Annotated in this window: 16 protein-coding genes, 1 other RNA gene and 1 pseudogene; 9 read left to right on the top strand and 9 right to left on the bottom strand. The window is 65.4% G+C overall.

What is annotated here, in order from left to right; all coding sequences use genetic code 11:
* The first annotated feature begins 27 nt into the window (after positions 1 to 27).
* On the top strand, positions 28 to 1,527 hold the full coding sequence (locus ABIA42_RS36025) for a phosphomannomutase/phosphoglucomutase (RefSeq protein WP_370116308.1): 1,500 nt from the start codon (positions 28 to 30) through the stop codon (positions 1,525 to 1,527).
* A 14-nt stretch (positions 1,528 to 1,541) separates the two neighbouring features.
* Here ABIA42_RS36025 and ABIA42_RS36030 read toward each other — a convergent pair whose 3' ends face one another.
* The 3 genes from ABIA42_RS36030 to ABIA42_RS36040 all read right to left on the bottom strand — a co-directional run bounded on the left by ABIA42_RS36030 (position 1,542) and on the right by ABIA42_RS36040 (position 2,997).
* Complete coding sequence (locus ABIA42_RS36030) at positions 1,542 to 2,381, bottom strand: sterol desaturase family protein (protein WP_370116306.1); 840 nt, start codon at positions 2,379 to 2,381, stop codon at positions 1,542 to 1,544.
* A 9-nt stretch (positions 2,382 to 2,390) separates the two neighbouring features.
* Complete coding sequence (locus ABIA42_RS36035) at positions 2,391 to 2,702, bottom strand: cysteine rich repeat-containing protein (RefSeq protein WP_370116304.1); 312 nt, start codon at positions 2,700 to 2,702, stop codon at positions 2,391 to 2,393.
* A gap of 73 nt (positions 2,703 to 2,775) precedes the next feature.
* Positions 2,776 to 2,997 carry a hypothetical protein gene (locus ABIA42_RS36040; RefSeq protein ID WP_028176370.1) on the bottom strand — a complete coding sequence of 74 codons (222 nt, stop codon included), beginning with the start codon at positions 2,995 to 2,997 and terminating at the stop codon, positions 2,776 to 2,778.
* Between the two features lie 182 nt (positions 2,998 to 3,179).
* Here ABIA42_RS36040 and ABIA42_RS36045 point away from each other — a divergent pair, with 182 nt between their 5' ends.
* The gene (locus tag ABIA42_RS36045; protein WP_271527238.1) at positions 3,180 to 3,902 is read left to right on the top strand and encodes a response regulator; all 723 of its coding nucleotides are present in this window, start codon (positions 3,180 to 3,182) and stop codon (positions 3,900 to 3,902) included.
* Positions 3,902 to 5,251, top strand: a complete 1,350-nt coding sequence (locus ABIA42_RS36050; protein WP_271527237.1) for a cell wall metabolism sensor histidine kinase WalK — start codon at positions 3,902 to 3,904, stop codon at positions 5,249 to 5,251. The genes ABIA42_RS36045 and ABIA42_RS36050 overlap by 1 nt, the downstream gene beginning before the upstream one ends.
* A 103-nt stretch (positions 5,252 to 5,354) precedes the next feature.
* Here ABIA42_RS36050 and ABIA42_RS36055 read toward each other — a convergent pair whose 3' ends face one another.
* From ABIA42_RS36055 to ABIA42_RS36070, 4 genes are all read right to left on the bottom strand, one after another.
* Positions 5,355 to 5,864, bottom strand: a complete 510-nt coding sequence (locus ABIA42_RS36055) for an Lrp/AsnC family transcriptional regulator (protein WP_131871818.1) — start codon at positions 5,862 to 5,864, stop codon at positions 5,355 to 5,357.
* Positions 5,865 to 5,961: 97 nt separating this feature from the next.
* Entirely contained in the window at positions 5,962 to 6,879 is a 918-nt protein-coding gene (locus ABIA42_RS36060; protein ID WP_370116301.1) for a sugar kinase, read from the bottom strand.
* A 13-nt stretch (positions 6,880 to 6,892) separates the two neighbouring features.
* Positions 6,893 to 7,837, bottom strand: coding sequence for an NAD(+) diphosphatase (gene nudC / locus ABIA42_RS36065; RefSeq protein WP_370116299.1), 945 nt, complete (start codon positions 7,835 to 7,837; stop codon positions 6,893 to 6,895).
* An 11-nt stretch (positions 7,838 to 7,848) separates the two neighbouring features.
* Entirely contained in the window at positions 7,849 to 8,268 is a 420-nt protein-coding gene (locus tag ABIA42_RS36070) for an HIT domain-containing protein (protein WP_199751774.1), read from the bottom strand.
* A 201-nt stretch (positions 8,269 to 8,469) separates the two neighbouring features.
* Between ABIA42_RS36070 and ffs the strand changes: the two genes are divergently transcribed.
* The 5 genes and pseudogenes from ffs (at position 8,470) to ABIA42_RS36095 (ending at position 12,243) form a co-directional block, all read left to right on the top strand.
* Positions 8,470 to 8,566: signal recognition particle sRNA small type (gene ffs, locus ABIA42_RS36075), an RNA gene on the top strand.
* Between the two features lie 94 nt (positions 8,567 to 8,660).
* Entirely contained in the window at positions 8,661 to 10,502 is a 1,842-nt protein-coding gene (locus tag ABIA42_RS36080; RefSeq protein ID WP_370116297.1) for a DNA polymerase III subunit gamma/tau, read from the top strand.
* A 112-nt stretch (positions 10,503 to 10,614) separates the two neighbouring features.
* The gene (locus ABIA42_RS36085; RefSeq protein ID WP_028176358.1) at positions 10,615 to 10,935 is read left to right on the top strand and encodes a YbaB/EbfC family nucleoid-associated protein; all 321 of its coding nucleotides are present in this window, start codon (positions 10,615 to 10,617) and stop codon (positions 10,933 to 10,935) included.
* 242 nt (positions 10,936 to 11,177) lie between these two features.
* Complete coding sequence (gene recR, locus ABIA42_RS36090) at positions 11,178 to 11,780, top strand: recombination mediator RecR (protein ID WP_271527231.1); 603 nt, start codon at positions 11,178 to 11,180, stop codon at positions 11,778 to 11,780.
* 27 nt (positions 11,781 to 11,807) lie between these two features.
* Positions 11,808 to 12,243, top strand: a pseudogene (locus ABIA42_RS36095) (hypothetical protein).
* Between the two features lie 124 nt (positions 12,244 to 12,367).
* On the opposite strand, the gene ABIA42_RS36100 reads toward ABIA42_RS36095, so the two are convergent.
* Both ABIA42_RS36100 and ABIA42_RS36105 read right to left on the bottom strand, forming a co-directional pair.
* Positions 12,368 to 13,729 carry an MFS transporter gene (locus ABIA42_RS36100; protein WP_271527229.1) on the bottom strand — a complete coding sequence of 454 codons (1,362 nt, stop codon included), beginning with the start codon at positions 13,727 to 13,729 and terminating at the stop codon, positions 12,368 to 12,370.
* A gap of 189 nt (positions 13,730 to 13,918) precedes the next feature.
* Positions 13,919 to 15,118, bottom strand: coding sequence for a DNA recombination protein RmuC (locus ABIA42_RS36105; RefSeq protein ID WP_271527228.1), 1,200 nt, complete (start codon positions 15,116 to 15,118; stop codon positions 13,919 to 13,921).
* A 171-nt stretch (positions 15,119 to 15,289) separates the two neighbouring features.
* On the opposite strand from ABIA42_RS36105, the gene def reads away from it, so the two are divergent.
* Positions 15,290 to 15,817: a peptide deformylase gene (gene def / locus ABIA42_RS36110; RefSeq protein ID WP_271527227.1), complete on the top strand. Its 528-nt coding sequence runs from the start codon at positions 15,290 to 15,292 to the stop codon at positions 15,815 to 15,817.
* Positions 15,818 to 15,852: the final 35 nt, after the last annotated feature.

The raw sequence follows: 15,852 nt of genomic DNA on the forward strand, positions 1-15,852 counted from the left end.
TGCCCCCCCTTTCACGAGACCGTCTCAATGTTCCCGAAGCCGAAATCCGTATTGTTGCCAAACACCTACGCCTTCGAATCCGAGCCGATGGTGAAGCCGACGGGCTTTCGCGAATACGACGCGCGCTGGTTGTTCCAGAAGGAAATCAACCTGATGGGTGTGCAGGCGCTCGGCATGGGGCTGGGCGCGCTGATCGCCGAACTCGGCGTCAGGCAGGAGATCGTCACCGGTCATGATTTCCGCGGCTATTCGGCCTCGATCAAATACGCGCTGATCTCCGGTCTGATGGCTGCGGGTTGCAAGGTGCATGACATCGGCCTTGCGGTGACGCCGATGGCCTATTTCGCGCAGTTCGACTTGGATGTGCCCTGCGTCGCCATGGTCACGGCCTCGCACAACGACAATGGCTGGACCGGCGTCAAGATGGGCGCCAACCGCCCGCTGACCTTCGGCCCCGACGAGATGACGCGGTTGAAAGAAATCGTTCTCAATGCCGAGTTCAAGAACAAGGTTGGTGGCTCCTACCAGTTCCACGAGAATTATCCGGCGCGCTACATCGCCGACCTCACCTCCCGACCGAAGCTGGCCCGAAAGCTCAAGGTGGTCGCGGCCTGCGGCAACGGCACCGCCGGCGCATTTGCGCCGCAGGTGCTGGAGGCCATCGGCTGCGAGGTGATCCCGCTCGATACCGAGCTCGACCATACCTTCCCGAAATACAATCCGAACCCCGAGGACATGGAGATGCTGCACGCGATCCGCGACGCGGTGCTGCATCACAAGGCCGATGTCGGCCTCGGCTTCGACGGCGATGGCGACCGCTGCGGCGTCGTGGACGACACCGGCGAGGAGATATTCGCCGACAAGGTCGGCGTGATGCTGGCGCGCGACATGTCGGCGATCCACAAGGACGCACAGTTCATCGTCGACGTGAAATCGACCGGCCTCTTCATCACCGATCCCGTGCTGCAGAAGCAGGGCGCGAAGACCGCCTATTGGAAGACCGGCCATTCCTACATGAAGCGCCGCACCAACGAGACGGGCGCGCTCGCGGGGTTCGAGAAGTCCGGCCATTTCTTCTTCAACAAGCCGTATGGACGCGGCTATGACGACGGCCTGGTCTCGGCGATCGCGATCTGCGACATGCTCGACCGCGCGCCCGGCAAGTCGATGGCGGACCTGAAGAACGCGCTGCCGAAGACCTGGTCGTCGCCGACCATGTCGCCGCATTGCGCCGACGAGGTCAAATACGGCGTCATCGACAAGGTCGTGAAGCACTTCGAAGGCTTGCAGGCGAAGGGCGCCAAGATCGGCGGGCAGGCGATCCGCGATCTCGTCACCGTCAACGGTGTCCGCGTCACGGTCGAGGACGGCAGCTGGGGCCTGGTGCGCGCCTCTTCCAACAAGCCCGAGCTCGTCGTCGTGGTCGAGAGTCCGGTCTCCGAGCAGCGCATGCACGACATGTTCGAGATGGTGAACAGCGTGCTGCGCACGCATCCTGAAGTCGGCGAGTACAATCAGAAGATTTGAGCGCCTGCGCGCGCTCAGCCTCCGGGCGGGCCGAACAGGGCGCGGAGCTTCGCGCCCGCACCCCGTGCCTTCCAGGCGTCGCCCAGCATCGCGATCCATTCGCCGAGCGCAATCCGGATCGGGTTGAAGGATTGCACGCCGCCAACGAGGCCGAACCGGAGCGGCTGGTCGGAGGGCCGTTCGGCAAAGGTCCCGAACAGGCGGTCGAACACGATGAGGATGCCGCCGTAGTTCTTGTCGAGGCACGGCTCATTGCAGGCATGGTGCACGCGATGGTGGCTCGGCGTGTTGAGCACCCATTCCAGGACGCCGAGCTTCGGCCCGAACTGGCTGTGGATGAAGAATTGATAGAGCAGGTTGATGCCGAGCATTGCCACGATCGCGAACGGATGAAATCCGATCAGCGCCAGTGGCAGGAAGAACAGGAAGTTGCCCGAGACGTTTCCAGTCCAGCCGAGCCGGATCGCCGCAGTCAAATTCAGTCGCGTCGTCGAGTGATGCACTGCATGCGTGGCCCACATCCAGCGAATGCGATGCGAGGCGCGATGCTGCCAATAATACAGGAACTCGCTGCCCAGGAATAATCCTGCGAGCGCGAGCGGACCGGTCTGCGCGAAGTCGAACAGGCGGTGCTCGTAAAGAAAGGCGAACGGCATCGCGAGCATGCCTGCCTCGACCGCGCGCAGCAGGTTCTGTCCGAGGGCCACGCCGAAAGAGGCAACGCTCTCGCGCCAGTCGTGGGTCTCGCGATGGGCAAGCCGGCCGATGCCGTATTCGAGCAGCATCAGGCCGATCGCCGTCGCCAGGACCACGTACCGGAGCGTTGGGTCGAGCAGGAGAGAAGCATAAGCCACGGTGCCCTCCTATTTCGGGGCGACGCCGGTGGTGACGGCGCTGCCCCTTAGCGCCTGCGCACGGGGCAATGCCTGTGCGCAGGACGAGGTGAGCTTGCCGGCATGGGATTGCAGGCAGGCCAGGATGCGTCCGCCGCCCGGCGCGACGTTGCTGCAAAGGCTCTCGTAATCGGTGCGGCAGGCCTGCATGACCGTGCGCGCTTCGTTGCGCATCTGCGGCGTGATCTGCGTTTGCAGCTGGCTCTGCGCGAACGCGGAGGTCGAGGCGCCGAGGGCGACGACGGCCGCGGCTTGCGGCAGGACACGGAAGATCGATGGCACGGTACGGATCCTTTCTGGTCTGTTTCGATAGACCGTCGCCGCCCGGGGCAGATGCGGCGACGGTCCGGCCCGCTCAGCGCGAGATCGTGCCGGTGCGGGTGTAGGTGTTGCCGGCGGGACCGGTGCGGGTGACGTTGCGCGTGCAGCTTCCGTAGGCGCAGCTTCCCGTCGCGGTGACGTGGGAAGTGCCGCGCGGCCCGGTCGCCGTCGCCGACCGCGTCCAGGCATTGGCGTCGGCCGCGGCGGCGAGCGACAGGCCGCCGATGACAAGGGAGGCAAGGAAGAATTTGGTCATGGTCGTCGTCTCCTGATGGGGCTGCCGTAAGCGGGAGCCATGGGGAGGAGACTGGTCGGGCCGCGTCTGCGGCGCATTGCCGGGACGAAACGATTGTTATGGCTTTGTCGGCCTCGTGTAACACTATGTAACAAGGAAGCTCGCGCCCTTGCCTGACGCGAGCCATTGCTCACAATGCAGCCATGAGTATGCAAGCAGCCACGATCCTCATGGTGGAGGACGATCCCGAGATCAGCCGCCTCGTTGCCGACTTCATGCGGCGCGAGGGGTTCGAGGTCGCTTGCGTCGCCGACGGCAAGGCCATGGATTCGATGCTCCAGCGCCTGCGGCCCGACCTCGTCATCCTCGATTTGATGCTGCCGGGCGAGGACGGGCTTTCGATCTGCCGCCGCTTGCGCGCCGACGATGCCATCCCGATCCTGATGCTGACGGCCAAGAGCGACGAGATCGATCGCGTGGTCGGCCTCGAGATGGGCGCAGACGATTACCTGACGAAGCCGTTCGGTCCGCGCGAGCTGCTGGCGCGGGTTCGCGCCATCCTGCGCCGTGCCAACGGGGCGCCGGCAAAGCCGCTGGTCCGGCGTTTTGCCTTCGACCGCTTCGTCGTCGATCTCGATGCGCGCAGTGTCGAGACGACCGAGGCCGAGGCGCCGGAGCTGCAATTGACCAGCGCCGAGTTCGACCTGCTCGGTTGCTTCGTGCAGCGGCCGCGAAGGGTGCTCACGCGCGACCAGATCCTCGACTGGACCCGCGGACGTTCGGCCGAGCCGTTCGACCGCACCGTCGACATGCTGATCTCGCGGCTGCGCCGCAAGCTCGACGGTGCAAGTCCCGGCTCCAACCTGATCACGACGGTGCGCAACGGCGGCTATCTGTTCACCGCGACCGTCAAGCAGGTGTCCTGATGCTGCGCGTGACGCTCGCCGCGCGGCTCGCCCTGATCGGACTGGTGGGGATTACCCTGGTGACTACCGTGGTCGTCGCGATCTTCTACCGGACAACCCTCCGCGAAAACGAGCTGACACGGCCTTCGCCAGCGCGTCTTGATGCGCTGGCCACGCTCCTGGAGCGAACGGACGCCGGTTCACGGCAGGCCGTGCTCGATGCGGTGTCTTCGCCGCAGTTCACCGTGCGCATCGTGCCGTCGGGCGCGCCGGTCGGCGGCGAGACGCCGCCAGAGCAGCAGGAACTGCGCGAGACCTATGCGGCCGGCCTTGCGGGCCGCCCCGTTGAGATCGTGCCGCCGTCCGATCATCGGGGTAGCCGGGTGTTTCCCCGCCTCGCGCGGCTGATGGCCAATGCGATCGAATTCCGCATCGGCCTGCGCAGCGGCGAGTTGCTGGTCATCGACGCCTATACCCGCCTGCCGGTGACCCCGTTCGGCCTGCCCGTCGGCTTCGGCGCGGGCCTGTTCGGCTCGATCGTGGCGCTCCTGGCGCTGCTGGTCATGCAGCGCGAGACGCGGCCGCTGGCGCGGCTCGCTGCCGCCGTCGATCGCGTTGACCTGTCGGCCGATCCGCCGCCGCTGCCGGATGCGCGACGCAGCGCGCCGGAGATCCGCGCGGTCATCGCCGCGTTCAACCGCTTGCAGGGGCGGCTTGCCGAGATGCTGCGTGCGCGCATGACGCTGGTTGGCGGCATCGCCCACGACGTCAGGACTTTTGCGACACGGCTGCGGCTGCGCGTCGAGCACATTCCCGACGATGCCGAGCGGCAGCGGGCGGTCGCCGATATCGACGACATGATCCGCCTGCTCGATGACGCGCTGCTGTCAACGCGGGCGGGTGCCGGCGGACTGTCACAGGAGATGGTCGAGCTCGCCGCGCTGGTAGCCGTCGAAGTGAACGACCGGCGTCTTCAGGGCTCAGCGGTCGATCTGGTCACGGACGAGCGTGCGCGCAACGTCGTCGTCCTCGGCGACCGGCTCGCCCTGCGACGGGTCTTCGCCAACATCATCGACAACGCGCTCGCCTATGGCCATGCCGCGCATGTGCGCACGGCCCTGAAGGACGGTGCCGTCGTCGTGTCGATCGGCGACGAGGGACCCGGGATTCCCGCCGATCAGCGTCAGACCGTGCTCGAGCCGTTCCACCGGCTGGAGAAGTCGCGCAATCGCGCAACCGGCGGCGCCGGACTTGGTCTCGCCGTTGTCCGCAGCCTGGTCGAGGCCCATGGCGGGACGATCGCGATCGGCGCGCCCCCGGACGGAGGCACGCGCGTCAGCGTCACCCTGCCGGTGTTTCAGCCAGTCTAGAGCGTTCTCGAGCGAAGTGGTTACCGGCTCGCGTCAAGAAAACGCGTCAGAACAAGAATCTGGAGCTCCGGTTCTGACGAGATCAGGACCGGAGGTCCAGGCGTCAGGCCGTCACCACCGCGGGAATCGGCAACGCGGTAACGGACTTGATCTTCTCCATCGCGAAGCGCGAGGTGACGTTCTTCAGCGGCACCGCGCTGATCAGCTTCTTGTAGAACACGTCATAGGCCTGCATGTCCGCGACCACGACGCGCAGCATGTAGTCGACGTCGCCGGCCATGCGATAGAACTCCATTACCTCCGGCATGGCGCTGACGGCTTCGGCGAACCGCTTCAGCCAGGCGTCCGAGTGATCGGCGCTCTCCACCGACACGAACACGGAAATGCCGAGCCCGATCTTGTTCTGGTCGACCAGCGCCACGCGCTTGATGATCACGCCGTCGGCCTCCAGGCGCTGGATGCGCTTCCAGCAGGGGGTCGAGGACAGGCCGACGCGGTCGCCGATCTCGGCGACCGAGAGGGAGGCGTCCTCCTGAAGGACCATCAGGATCTTGCGGTCGATGGCATCGAGGCGGCGGCTGGTCTCGGGAACCTGAGCGGCGACATCAGTCATTTGAAGAACTTTGTTTCATTTAAGGGGCTGATTTCCCTGATATAGAGAAAATCCTTCCACGGCAAGCCTATAATCTTCGCGGAGCAGTGGAGCTGCTCTAGGGCCGGTCCCGTAAAAAGTCTTCAACTTCAATGCGTTGTGGGGCGGCAAGGCCGCCGCCATGGCGGGTGCATTTCAGTGCTGCGGCGGCCGCAGCGAATCGCAGCGCCTCGCGCGCCCCCTCGCCCTCGGCGAGGCGAAGCGTGAAGGCACCATGGAAGACATCGCCGGCGCCAAGCGTATCGACCGCCTGGACCGGGAAGGCCGGAGTTTCTTCCAGCTGGCCCTTTTCGTTCAGCCAGGTCGTGCCATGCGGGCCGTTCGTGGCCGCGATGAACGCCGTCGTCAGCCCCGCCAGAAGCCTCAGTGCCTCGCCGTCGCCGGCGATGCCGGCCGTCTCCTGCAGCTGCGCGCTGGCGAACAGCAGATGCGAGGCGGCGGTGAGCAGGCCATCCTGCAACGACATCGCGCGATCGACGCCGACGATGACGGGAATGCCGCGCTGCCGTGCCTCGACGCAGAGGGAGGTTGCGAACGTAGCACAGCGGCTCTCGACGAGGACCGCCCGGCAGTCGGCGAGCAATTCGTCGGCGTCGGGCAGCTTCGTGCGCCACAGGCCGGGGTCGCGATAGATGGTGAGTGTCCGCTCGCCCGAGGGCTCGATCATGATCGCCGAGATCGGCGTGGTCAGGCCCGGCATGCGCACGATGTGCGTGATGTCGATGCCCTCCTGCGCCATCCGTTGAAGGATGAAGCCGCTTGACGTCTCGCCGGCATCGCCCATCGGCCCCGTGAACGCTACCCGGCCGCCGAGCCGCGCGATGGCGATCGCCGCATTGAGCGCGTTGCCGCCACAGATCTCTGCGAGATCGCCGGCGTTGGCCTTGCTGCCGCGTTCGGGCACGGCCTCGACACGAAAGATCAGGTCCCGCACCGGCATGCCGATGCAGAGGATGCGCGGCGCGATCCCGGCCATCGATGGTCTCAGCTCAGGCACTGCTCTTGTCGTGCACCCAGCGGCCGAGCAGATGATGAGCGATCGCGAAGGGATGCGGGCCGGCGAGCCCGTCGGGATGCGTCCGCGTCAGCATCAGGGCCGCCTCCTCGCGCGTGAACCAGCGCGCGTCTTCCAGCTCCATGCGATCGACGACGATGTCCTCGTTCAGCGCCCGTGCGCTGCAGCCGATCATCAGCGATGACGGATAGGGCCAGGGCTGGGTCATGTAATATTGCACGTCGGTGCAGCGAATGCCGGACTCTTCCAGGATCTCGCGGCGCACCGCGTCCTCGATGGTCTCGGCCGCCTCGACGAAGCCGGCGAGGCAGGAATACATGCCGGGCGGAAACTGCTTCTGGCGGCCGAGCAGGCACTTGTCGCCAGAGGCGACCAGCATGATCACGACCGGGTCGGTGCGCGGAAAATGCTCGGCCTTGCAGGCCGGGCAATCGCGCTTCCAGCCGCCTTCCTTCATCGCGGTACGCGTGCCGCAATTGGCGCAATAGCCGTGGCGCTGATGCCAGCTCACCATCGACTTCGCCATCGCGATCGCCGACAGCTCCTGTGGCGGAAGCGCCCCCTGCATCGCCATGCCGCGCAGCTCGGTTATGGTATGGTCCTCCCGGCCGACCAGCTTCTCGGCGGCGGCCTGCGATAGTCCCATCCCGAACACGGCCGCGCCATCGCGCAGGCCCAAGAAGATCGTCCCGGGATTGGCGCCGCACTTCAGCGCCTCCTCGATCGAGAGCATCGCGCGTACCGTCTCGCCCTCGCGCTTCACCAGCAGCGAGTCGCGATAGACCACATAGGCGCGCGATGACGGCTTCTGCTCGAGCGCGAACAGCTTCTCGTCGTCGCGGCGCAGATGCGCGGCGCGGTCGAGAATGTTGGTGACGAAGGCCGGCTGCCCCAGCGGAAACGCATCGGATGCTGACATTTCTTGCTCTTTCAACCCAACCAGATCTTGCGGCGGAGCGCGCTGATGAAATTCTGCACTTCAGTGGCGTCGTGCGCCAGCGGCTGCATCACGCCCCACACCGGCCGCGGCCAGGCCGCGTCACTGGTCCGGCGCGCGATGATGTGAACGTGCAGCTGCGGCACGAGGTTGCCCAGCGCGGCGATATTGAGCTTGTCGCATCTGGTGATCTCCTTCAGCGCACGCGAGACGCGGGAGATCTCCGTCATCAACTGCGCCTGCTGCACCTCGTCGAGATCGATGATCTCGACCGCGTCGGGCCGTCGCGGCACCAGCAGCAGCCAGGGATAATGCGCGTCCTTGATGACCAGCACCTTCGACAGCGGCAGATCGCCGATGTCGATGGTGTCCTCTTTCAGGCGGGAGTGCAGCGACCAGGCAGGTTCGGGCATGAAGACCTTCTCGTGATGATTCCTACCGTCGCAGACAGCACGGCCCCGGACAATAACCGTGATACGCCGTTGCATCGGGGCGGGCATGCCAATCCGGCCGGGCTGGCCGCGATCGGCCAGGCCGCCCGTCTGTCCGGCGCCTTGGGGAACAGCCATACAGCCCGCTTGCTTTCCGCTCCCTTTGGCCCCAAATAGGGACCGGGAGATTGGCGGTGGACGAGCCACTCGCCAACCGGGTCAGGTCCGGAAGGAAGCAGCCCTAACGAGGTCCGGATCGGGTCGCTCGTCAGTCTCCTACCTGTTTTTTCGAGCGAATTGCGCCGGCGGTCGTCCCGCCAGCGCGCTCCTTTCCGCAAGAGCCGGCCGAGAGAGATTTCATTGCGGATCGACCGATGACCGACGCCGGCGCCCCTCCCAATCCCGATAGCGCCAGCCAGGCTGGCTTTGCCCTCGGTGCCCAGCCGGGCACACCCTATCGGGTGCTGGCGCGCAAGTACCGCCCTTCCTCTTTTGACGACCTGATCGGCCAGGAGGCGGTGGTCCGCACCGTCTCCAATGCGTTCGAGACCGGGCGCATTCCGCAGGCCTGGATCCTCACCGGCGTCCGCGGTGTCGGTAAGACCACCACCGCGCGCATCCTCGCCCGCGCGCTCAACTACGAGATGCCTGATGGTTCGGTGAAGGGCCCGACCATCCACATGCCGACCTTGGGCGTGCACTGCCAGGCGATCATGGAAAGCCGTCACATGGACGTGCTGGAGATGGACGCCGCCTCGCACACCGGCGTCGACGACGTCCGGCAGATTAATGACAGCGTGCGCTATGCCCCCGCCAGCGCCCGCTACAAGGTCTACATCATCGACGAAGTCCACATGCTGTCGACGGCGGCCTTCAACGCCTTCCTGAAGACGCTGGAGGAGCCGCCGGAGCACGCCAAGTTCGTGTTCGCGACCACGGAAATCCGCAAGGTTCCGGTCACAGTGCTGTCGCGCTGCCAGCGCTTCGACCTGCGCCGGGTCGAGGCGGACGTGCTGATGAAGCAACTTGCCAACATCGCGGCCAAGGAAAACGTCGAGATCGAGCCGGAGGCGCTCGGCATCATCGCGCGCGCCGCCGAAGGCTCGGTGCGTGATTCGCTGTCGCTGCTCGACCAGGCGATCGCGCATGCGGCAGGGCAGGTGAAGGCCGACGCGGTCAGGCAGATGCTGGGCCTCGCCGACCGCACCCGCGTCATCGATCTCTTCGATTCGCTGGTGCGCGGCGACATCGCCGCCGCTTTCAGGGAGTTCCGCGAGCAGTACGACGTCGGCGCCGATCCCATCGTCGTGCTCTCGGACCTCGCCGAGTTCGTCAATTTCGTCACCCGCGTGAAGATCGTGCCGGCGACCGCCGACAACGTCGCCTATGGCGAGACCGAGCGGGTTCGCGCGCGGGACTTCGCCGCGAAGATCTCGATGCGCGTGCTGTCGCGGATGTGGCAGATGCTGCTCAAGGGCATCACCGAGGTGCAGGGTGCGACGCGTCCTGCGGCCGCCGCCGAGATGGTGCTGGTCCGCATCGCCTATGTCGCCGACCTGCCGACGCCGGACGAAGCGATCAGGATGCTGGAGCAGAACGGCGGCGGCTCACCGGTCTTGAGCGGCGGCAGTGCGGCGCGCAGCGCGCCTTCGGCGCCAATTGCGTCCGCGGCGCCTGTTCGCATGCCGACCTCCTCGCCCGCTTCGTTCGGCGGTGGCGCGGCCCGGCCGCAGATGGCGGCCCCCGCGCCGGATCCGCAAGCCGCGGCACCGCAGCTGCGCGTCACCAGCTTCACCCAGCTCGTCGCGCTCGCCGGGCAGAAGCGCGACATCATGACCAAGAGCGCGCTCGAAGGCGACATGCGCCTCGTTCGTTTCGAGGAGGGTCGGCTGGAAGTCGCGCTCGAGCCCAACGCCTCCAAGACCATGATCTCCGAGCTCGCGAAGAAGTTCGAGCTGTGGACCGGCCGCCGCTGGACCGTGATCGTCTCCAACGAGCAGGGCCAGCCGACGCTGCGCTCGGTAAACCAAGCGGCCAAGCAGCAGCATGCCCGTACCGCGGAAGCCGATCCGCGCGTGCAGGAGGTGCTGTCGCGCTTTCCCGGAGCAAAGGTCGTCGAGGTCCGCAGGCTTGCCCCCGAGGCGCCGGAAACCAATATTAACGCCGACTATGGCAGTGACGATCCGCCCGACGGTTCCGACGGCGACGATTTCTAGCGCATGATCCGGAAAAGTGCGAAGCGGTTTTCCGATAAGATCATGCGCAAACAATATGCTAAGGCGCGATGATGATTCATAGCGCCTTAGCCTCTTTCAAGGACACGCACCCATGGCTGATTTTCTCGGCATGATGAAGCAGGCGGCGCAGCTGCAATCCAAGATGCAGGAGATGCAGGAGCAGCTCGCCAACGTCGAGGTCGAAGGCATCTCCGGCGGCGGGCTCGTCGCCGTGCGCATGACCGCGAAGATGGACGTCAAGGGCATCAAGATCGATCCCTCGCTGATGAAGGCGGAAGAGCGCGAGGTGCTGGAAGACCTGCTCGTCACCGCGCTCAGCGATGCCCGCCGCAAGGCGGAGACCGCCATGCAGGAGAAGATGCAGGCCCTCACCGGCGGGCTCGGCCTGCCGCCGGGGTTGTTCGGCCAGTAACAGGATTTTCTCGTTGTTGGAATTCGTCCGCGGTTTCGTCCCACCTCTCCCCAACGGGGAGAGGTCGATTTGCTCCTGGCGATGCGAAGCATCGTCCGGTGCAAATCGGGTGAGGGGGCTCACGTCCCGTGATGGTGCGGAACCCCTCACCCGCGCCTTCGGCGCAACCTCTCCCTATGGGAGAGGTTTGCCGCCGTCGTTGCCGCGGCGAGGCAACCCTATTTCGGCATGGCTTGGAGCAGATGGGCGCGGTTGCAGGTCCTGAAATCGAGCGGCTGGTCCAGCTGCTCGCACGGCTGCCGGGCCTCGGTCCGCGCTCTGCGCGGCGCGCTGCGCTGCATCTGATCAAGAAGCGCGAAGCGCTGATGATGCCGCTGTCTTCCGCCCTCCAGGTCGCGCTTGACAAGGTCCAGGTCTGCAAGACCTGCGGCAACATCGACACGCAAAATCCCTGCACGGTCTGCACCGATCCGAAGCGCGATCCCTCCATCATCGTCGTCGTCGCCGACGTCGCCGACCTCTGGGCGCTGGAGCGGGCCAATGCCACCCAGGGGCGCTATCATGTGCTGGGCGCGACATTGTCGCCGCTCGACGGCGTCGGCCCGCAGGACCTCACCATCGACGCATTGGTGGCGCGCGCGCATGATTCGCAGGTGCACGAGATCATCCTGGCGCTGAACGCGACCGTGGACGGCCAGACCACGGCGCACTACATCACCGACCTGCTTCAGGACGCCAATGTGAAGGTGACGCGGCTCGCCCATGGAGTTCCTGTCGGCGGCGAGCTTGATTATCTCGATGAAGGTACGCTATCGGCTGCGATGCGGCAGCGCACCCTGTTCTAGCCATCCAGACTTTACGGAACGGACGACATGACGAAACTTTTCGCCACACGACTGGCTTTGGTCGCGATGATGACGATGCTGGTGAGCCCGGCCATCTCCGCGCAGCAGGGCGACGAGACGCCGCCGCCGTCCAAGCCCGGCAAGCCGATCAACACCGGCGACGTGCTCTCAGGCGAACTGAACGCGATGAAGGTCCGCGACGTCAAGAACGGCAAGCGCGTCGCGACCTACCAGATCACCTCCGAGCCGCGCCGCCTGCCGCCGCCCGAACGGGCTGTGCAATCTCGAGACCGGCCCGGAGACCTTCCAGCTCGTCACCTCCACCGATGCGCAGGCTGCACAGCTGAAATCGTTCGTCGGCAAAGAGATCTCGGTCAAGGTCGACGAGATCGCCTGCGCCAGCGACGCCGGCCAGATGAGCGAGGCCGTGATCACGAAGTGGAGCTTGATCAGGAAGCAGTAGAGGACGGAAGCTCTCTCCGTCGTCATTGCGAGGAGCCCTTGCGACGAAGCAATCCAGACTGCCGCTGCGGTGACAGTCTGGATTGCTTCGCTTCGCTCGCAATGACGAACGAGAGAGGTGAGTTCTACACTCGCACCTGCTCCAACGTGTCGAAATGGTCACGCTTCTGCAAGTAAGCCAGCAGCATCAAACTGGGGATGGCGACGAGGACGGAGATCGCGAAGAACATCGGCCAGCCCGTCGCCTTCGCCAGATAGCCCGCGCCCGATGACAGGTAGGTGCGTCCCACGGCGGCGAGCGCCGTCAGCAGCGCATATTGGGTCGCGGTGTGCAGCGGGTTCTGGCACAGCGCCGAGAGATAGGCGACGAAGATCACGGTGCCGATGGCGTTGCAAAAATTGTCGGAGGTGATTGCGAGGGTCAGCGCCCATTCATTGACGCCGACGAGTGCCAGCCACGAGAACGACAGGTTTGAGATTGCCTGTACGATGCCGCCGATCCACAGGCTCGTTGCGAGCGAATAGCGCCGTGCCACGAAGCCGCCGGCAAACCCTCCGGCCAAGGTCGCTGCGATGCCGACGCCCTTCACGATCACCGCGTAGTCGTTCCGCGTGAAGCCGATGTCGATCACGAACGGCACGGTCATGTTGCCGGAGAACGCGTCGGTGAACTTGAACAGCACGACGAAGGCAAGCGCCGCCCATGCTTCCTTGCGGCTCAGGAATTCCGAGAACGCGCCCATCGCGGCATGGAACACCCGCATGAGCGCGTCCTCGTTCTGCGTGGCCGCCTCGGCGCGCTTGGATTGTGCGGGCTCGGTGGCGGCCAGCGCCGTCACCGTGCCAATCAGCACCAGAGCCGCCATCACCACATAGCCCCACATCCAGGCGGCGCCACGCGGGACGATCGCCTCGAAGCCGGTGACGATGAACAAGGCGCCCGCGGTCGATATCAGCATGCCGATGCGATAGGCCGCGACATAGGCGGCCATGCCGGCGGCCTGCTCGCTTTCGGGCAGGCTCTCGACGCGGAATGCATCGACGACGATGTCCTGCGTCGAGGACATCGTCGCGACCAGGAGCGCACCAAGCGCAACGAACAGCGGCGAGCGCGCCGGATCGGTCAGCGCCAACAGCAGGATCGCGCCGATCAGCAGCAGCTGCGAAAACACCAGCCACCCACGCCGGCGGCCGAAGGTGCGCGTGAAGAACGGCACGTGCAGCGCATCGACCAGAGGCGCCCACAGGAACTTGAGCGTGTACGGTGTTCCAACGAGTGCAAAGAGCCCGATCGTTCCGAGATCGACCCCCGCCTCGGCCATCCATACCAGCAGCGTCGATCCCGACAGCGCCAGCGGCAACCCCGACGAGAAGCCGAGAAACAGCACGATCAGCACCCGCGGCTGCAGGTAAACGGCAAGGCTGTCGCGCCAGGAGGGCGCAGGGGCCGAGCTTGCGGCGGGCGAAGTCGCGTCGGGTGCGGTCATGGGGCGGTGTTAGCAGATTCTGGAGGAAAAGACTCTTGCGAGCTCGGTGGGGCGGATGCTCTCTCCACCTCTCGATGTCATCGTCCGCGAAGGCGGACGATCCAGTAATCACCAGCGCCTTGGTTAATCGCGACCGCCGCGGCATACTGGATGCCCCGCCTGCGCGGGGCATGACAGCGCGCTAGGATTCTACTCCCCAGCCTGGAGCTTCCGCGGGAACAGCTCCGGCGCGGCTGTCGCAACCAGCCGCGGAGCCTCCGGCGTGTCGCTCTTGCTGAAATCGAGCTCCTCGATTCGTCCCGCGCGCTTTTCGATCTTGTCCGCGGAGATCAGCACCTGGCGGACGTCCTCGTTGACGTCGGCAAAATGCTTCTGCAGCTTCAGCACGCGGTCGCGCAGCCGGCCCAAATCGTCGCCGAGCTTGATCACCTCGGTGCGGATCTGGTCGGCGGCATCGCGCATGCGCGCGTCCTTCATGATCTGCTGCATCACCTGGATTGCGAGCATCAGCAGCGAGGGCGACACCAGCACGACGCGGGCGCGATAGGCCTTCTGGATCACGTCGTCGAAACCGTCATGGATCTCGGCGTAGACCGATTCCGACGGCACGAACATCAGCGCCATCTCCTGGGTCTCGCCGGCGACGAGATATTTTTCTGCGATGTCGCTGACATGCTTCATCACGTCGCCGCGCAGTCGTTGCGTGGCGATTCGCCGTTCCTCGTCGGTCCGGGCGTCGTGCAGCGCGGTCATTGCTTCCAGCGGAAATTTGGCGTCGATGCAAAGCGGGCGCTGATCGGGCAGGAACACGACGCAGTCCGGGCGCTTGCCGGTGGAGAGCGTGAACTGGAACTCGTAGGCACCCTTCGGCAGCCCGTCCTGGACGATCGCCTCCATCCGCGCCTGGCCGAACGCGCCGCGCGACTGCTTGTTGGCCAGCACGTCGCGCAAGGTGGTCACCTGGGTGGTGAGGTCGGTGAGGTTCTTGTGCGCGCTGTCGATGATGCCGAGCCGCTCGTGCAGGGCGCGCAGGCTCTCCATGGTGTTGCGGGTGGAGTGTTCCATGGACTGGCCGACGCGGTGGGTCACCGAATCCAGCCGCTCGTTCACCGCCCGCGCCATCTCGGCCTGACGGCCGGCCAGAGCCTGGGTCATGGCATCGACCCGGCCCGACGACTCGCTCTGCGCCCGCAGCACCTCGCTCAAACGTTCCTCGAGCTCGTCGGCCCGGATGGCGTTGGCCATGGCGAGTTCCGCGCCGCGCCGCCCGGATCGCGCGATCACGACCGCAATCACCACCAGCAGGATGAGAACCAGGGCGCCGAAGCCGATCAGCGCGTCCACGACGCGCACCGGCCACTCGCCGAGGATGAAGATGATGTCGTTCATGCCGACCCTTCTAGCCGATTCGCCATGGCGCACGAACGAATAGCGAACATTTTTGGTGAATGCTCCGTTAATTGTTATGGTTAATGAAACCTGAAGTTTTATGGTTAGCGGAGGGTTAACGGGGTTCCTGGCCGCATTGACCGCATCCGGCGAGCGTCTTAAATCGCGGCCATGGCCCTACGAGAAATCATCATCCTGCCGGACAAGCAGCTGCGCCTGGTCTCCAAGCCGATCGAGAAGGTCACGTCGGAGATCCGCAAGCTTGCCGACGACATGTTCGAGACCATGTACGACGCGCCCGGCATTGGCCTCGCGGCGATCCAGGTCGCGCAGCCCTTGCGCCTGATCACCATGGACCTCGCCAAGCGCGACGAGAGCGGCGAGACCAAGCGCGAGCCGCGCGTCTTCATCAATCCCGAGATCCTCGCTTCCTCCGAGGAACTCTCGGTCTACGAGGAAGGCTGCCTCTCGATTCCCGAATATTACGAGGAGGTCGAGCGCCCCGCGAAGGTGCGCGTGCGCTTCACCGATCTCGACGGCAAGGTGCACGAGGAGGACGCCGAAGGCCTCTACGCCACCTGCATCCAGCACGAGATCGACCATCTCAACGGCGTCCTGTTCGTCGACTACCTGTCGAAGCTCAAGCGCGACCGCGTGATGAAGAAGTTCGAGAAAGCCGCCAAGCGCGCGGCGGAGTAGGCCACGCCCTCCGCCGTCATGCCCGGCCTCGTGCC

Origin of the sequence: Bradyrhizobium sp. USDA 327 (assembly GCF_041262065.1) — a bacterium.
Lineage (GTDB): Bacteria > Pseudomonadota > Alphaproteobacteria > Rhizobiales > Xanthobacteraceae > Bradyrhizobium > Bradyrhizobium liaoningense.

What these genes read in the sequence shown, in the direction of transcription:
- ABIA42_RS36025 (WP_370116308.1), top strand. Translation starts at nt 28, where the DNA reads ATGTTCCCGAAGCCGAAATCCGTATTGTTGCCAAACACCTACGCCTTC.
- ABIA42_RS36040 (WP_028176370.1), bottom strand. Translation starts at nt 2,997, where the DNA reads ATGACCAAATTCTTCCTTGCCTCCCTTGTCATCGGCGGCCTGTCGCTC.
- ABIA42_RS36045 (WP_271527238.1), top strand. Translation starts at nt 3,180, where the DNA reads ATGAGTATGCAAGCAGCCACGATCCTCATGGTGGAGGACGATCCCGAG.
- ABIA42_RS36050 (WP_271527237.1), top strand. Translation starts at nt 3,902, where the DNA reads ATGCTGCGCGTGACGCTCGCCGCGCGGCTCGCCCTGATCGGACTGGTG.
- ABIA42_RS36055 (WP_131871818.1), bottom strand. Translation starts at nt 5,864, where the DNA reads ATGACTGATGTCGCCGCTCAGGTTCCCGAGACCAGCCGCCGCCTCGAT.
- ABIA42_RS36060 (WP_370116301.1), bottom strand. Translation starts at nt 6,879, where the DNA reads ATGGCCGGGATCGCGCCGCGCATCCTCTGCATCGGCATGCCGGTGCGG.
- nudC (WP_370116299.1), bottom strand. Translation starts at nt 7,837, where the DNA reads ATGTCAGCATCCGATGCGTTTCCGCTGGGGCAGCCGGCCTTCGTCACC.
- ABIA42_RS36070 (WP_199751774.1), bottom strand. Translation starts at nt 8,268, where the DNA reads ATGCCCGAACCTGCCTGGTCGCTGCACTCCCGCCTGAAAGAGGACACC.
- ABIA42_RS36080 (WP_370116297.1), top strand. Translation starts at nt 8,661, where the DNA reads ATGACCGACGCCGGCGCCCCTCCCAATCCCGATAGCGCCAGCCAGGCT.
- ABIA42_RS36085 (WP_028176358.1), top strand. Translation starts at nt 10,615, where the DNA reads ATGGCTGATTTTCTCGGCATGATGAAGCAGGCGGCGCAGCTGCAATCC.
- recR (WP_271527231.1), top strand. Translation starts at nt 11,178, where the DNA reads ATGGGCGCGGTTGCAGGTCCTGAAATCGAGCGGCTGGTCCAGCTGCTC.
- ABIA42_RS36100 (WP_271527229.1), bottom strand. Translation starts at nt 13,729, where the DNA reads ATGACCGCACCCGACGCGACTTCGCCCGCCGCAAGCTCGGCCCCTGCG.
- ABIA42_RS36105 (WP_271527228.1), bottom strand. Translation starts at nt 15,118, where the DNA reads ATGAACGACATCATCTTCATCCTCGGCGAGTGGCCGGTGCGCGTCGTG.
- def (WP_271527227.1), top strand. Translation starts at nt 15,290, where the DNA reads ATGGCCCTACGAGAAATCATCATCCTGCCGGACAAGCAGCTGCGCCTG.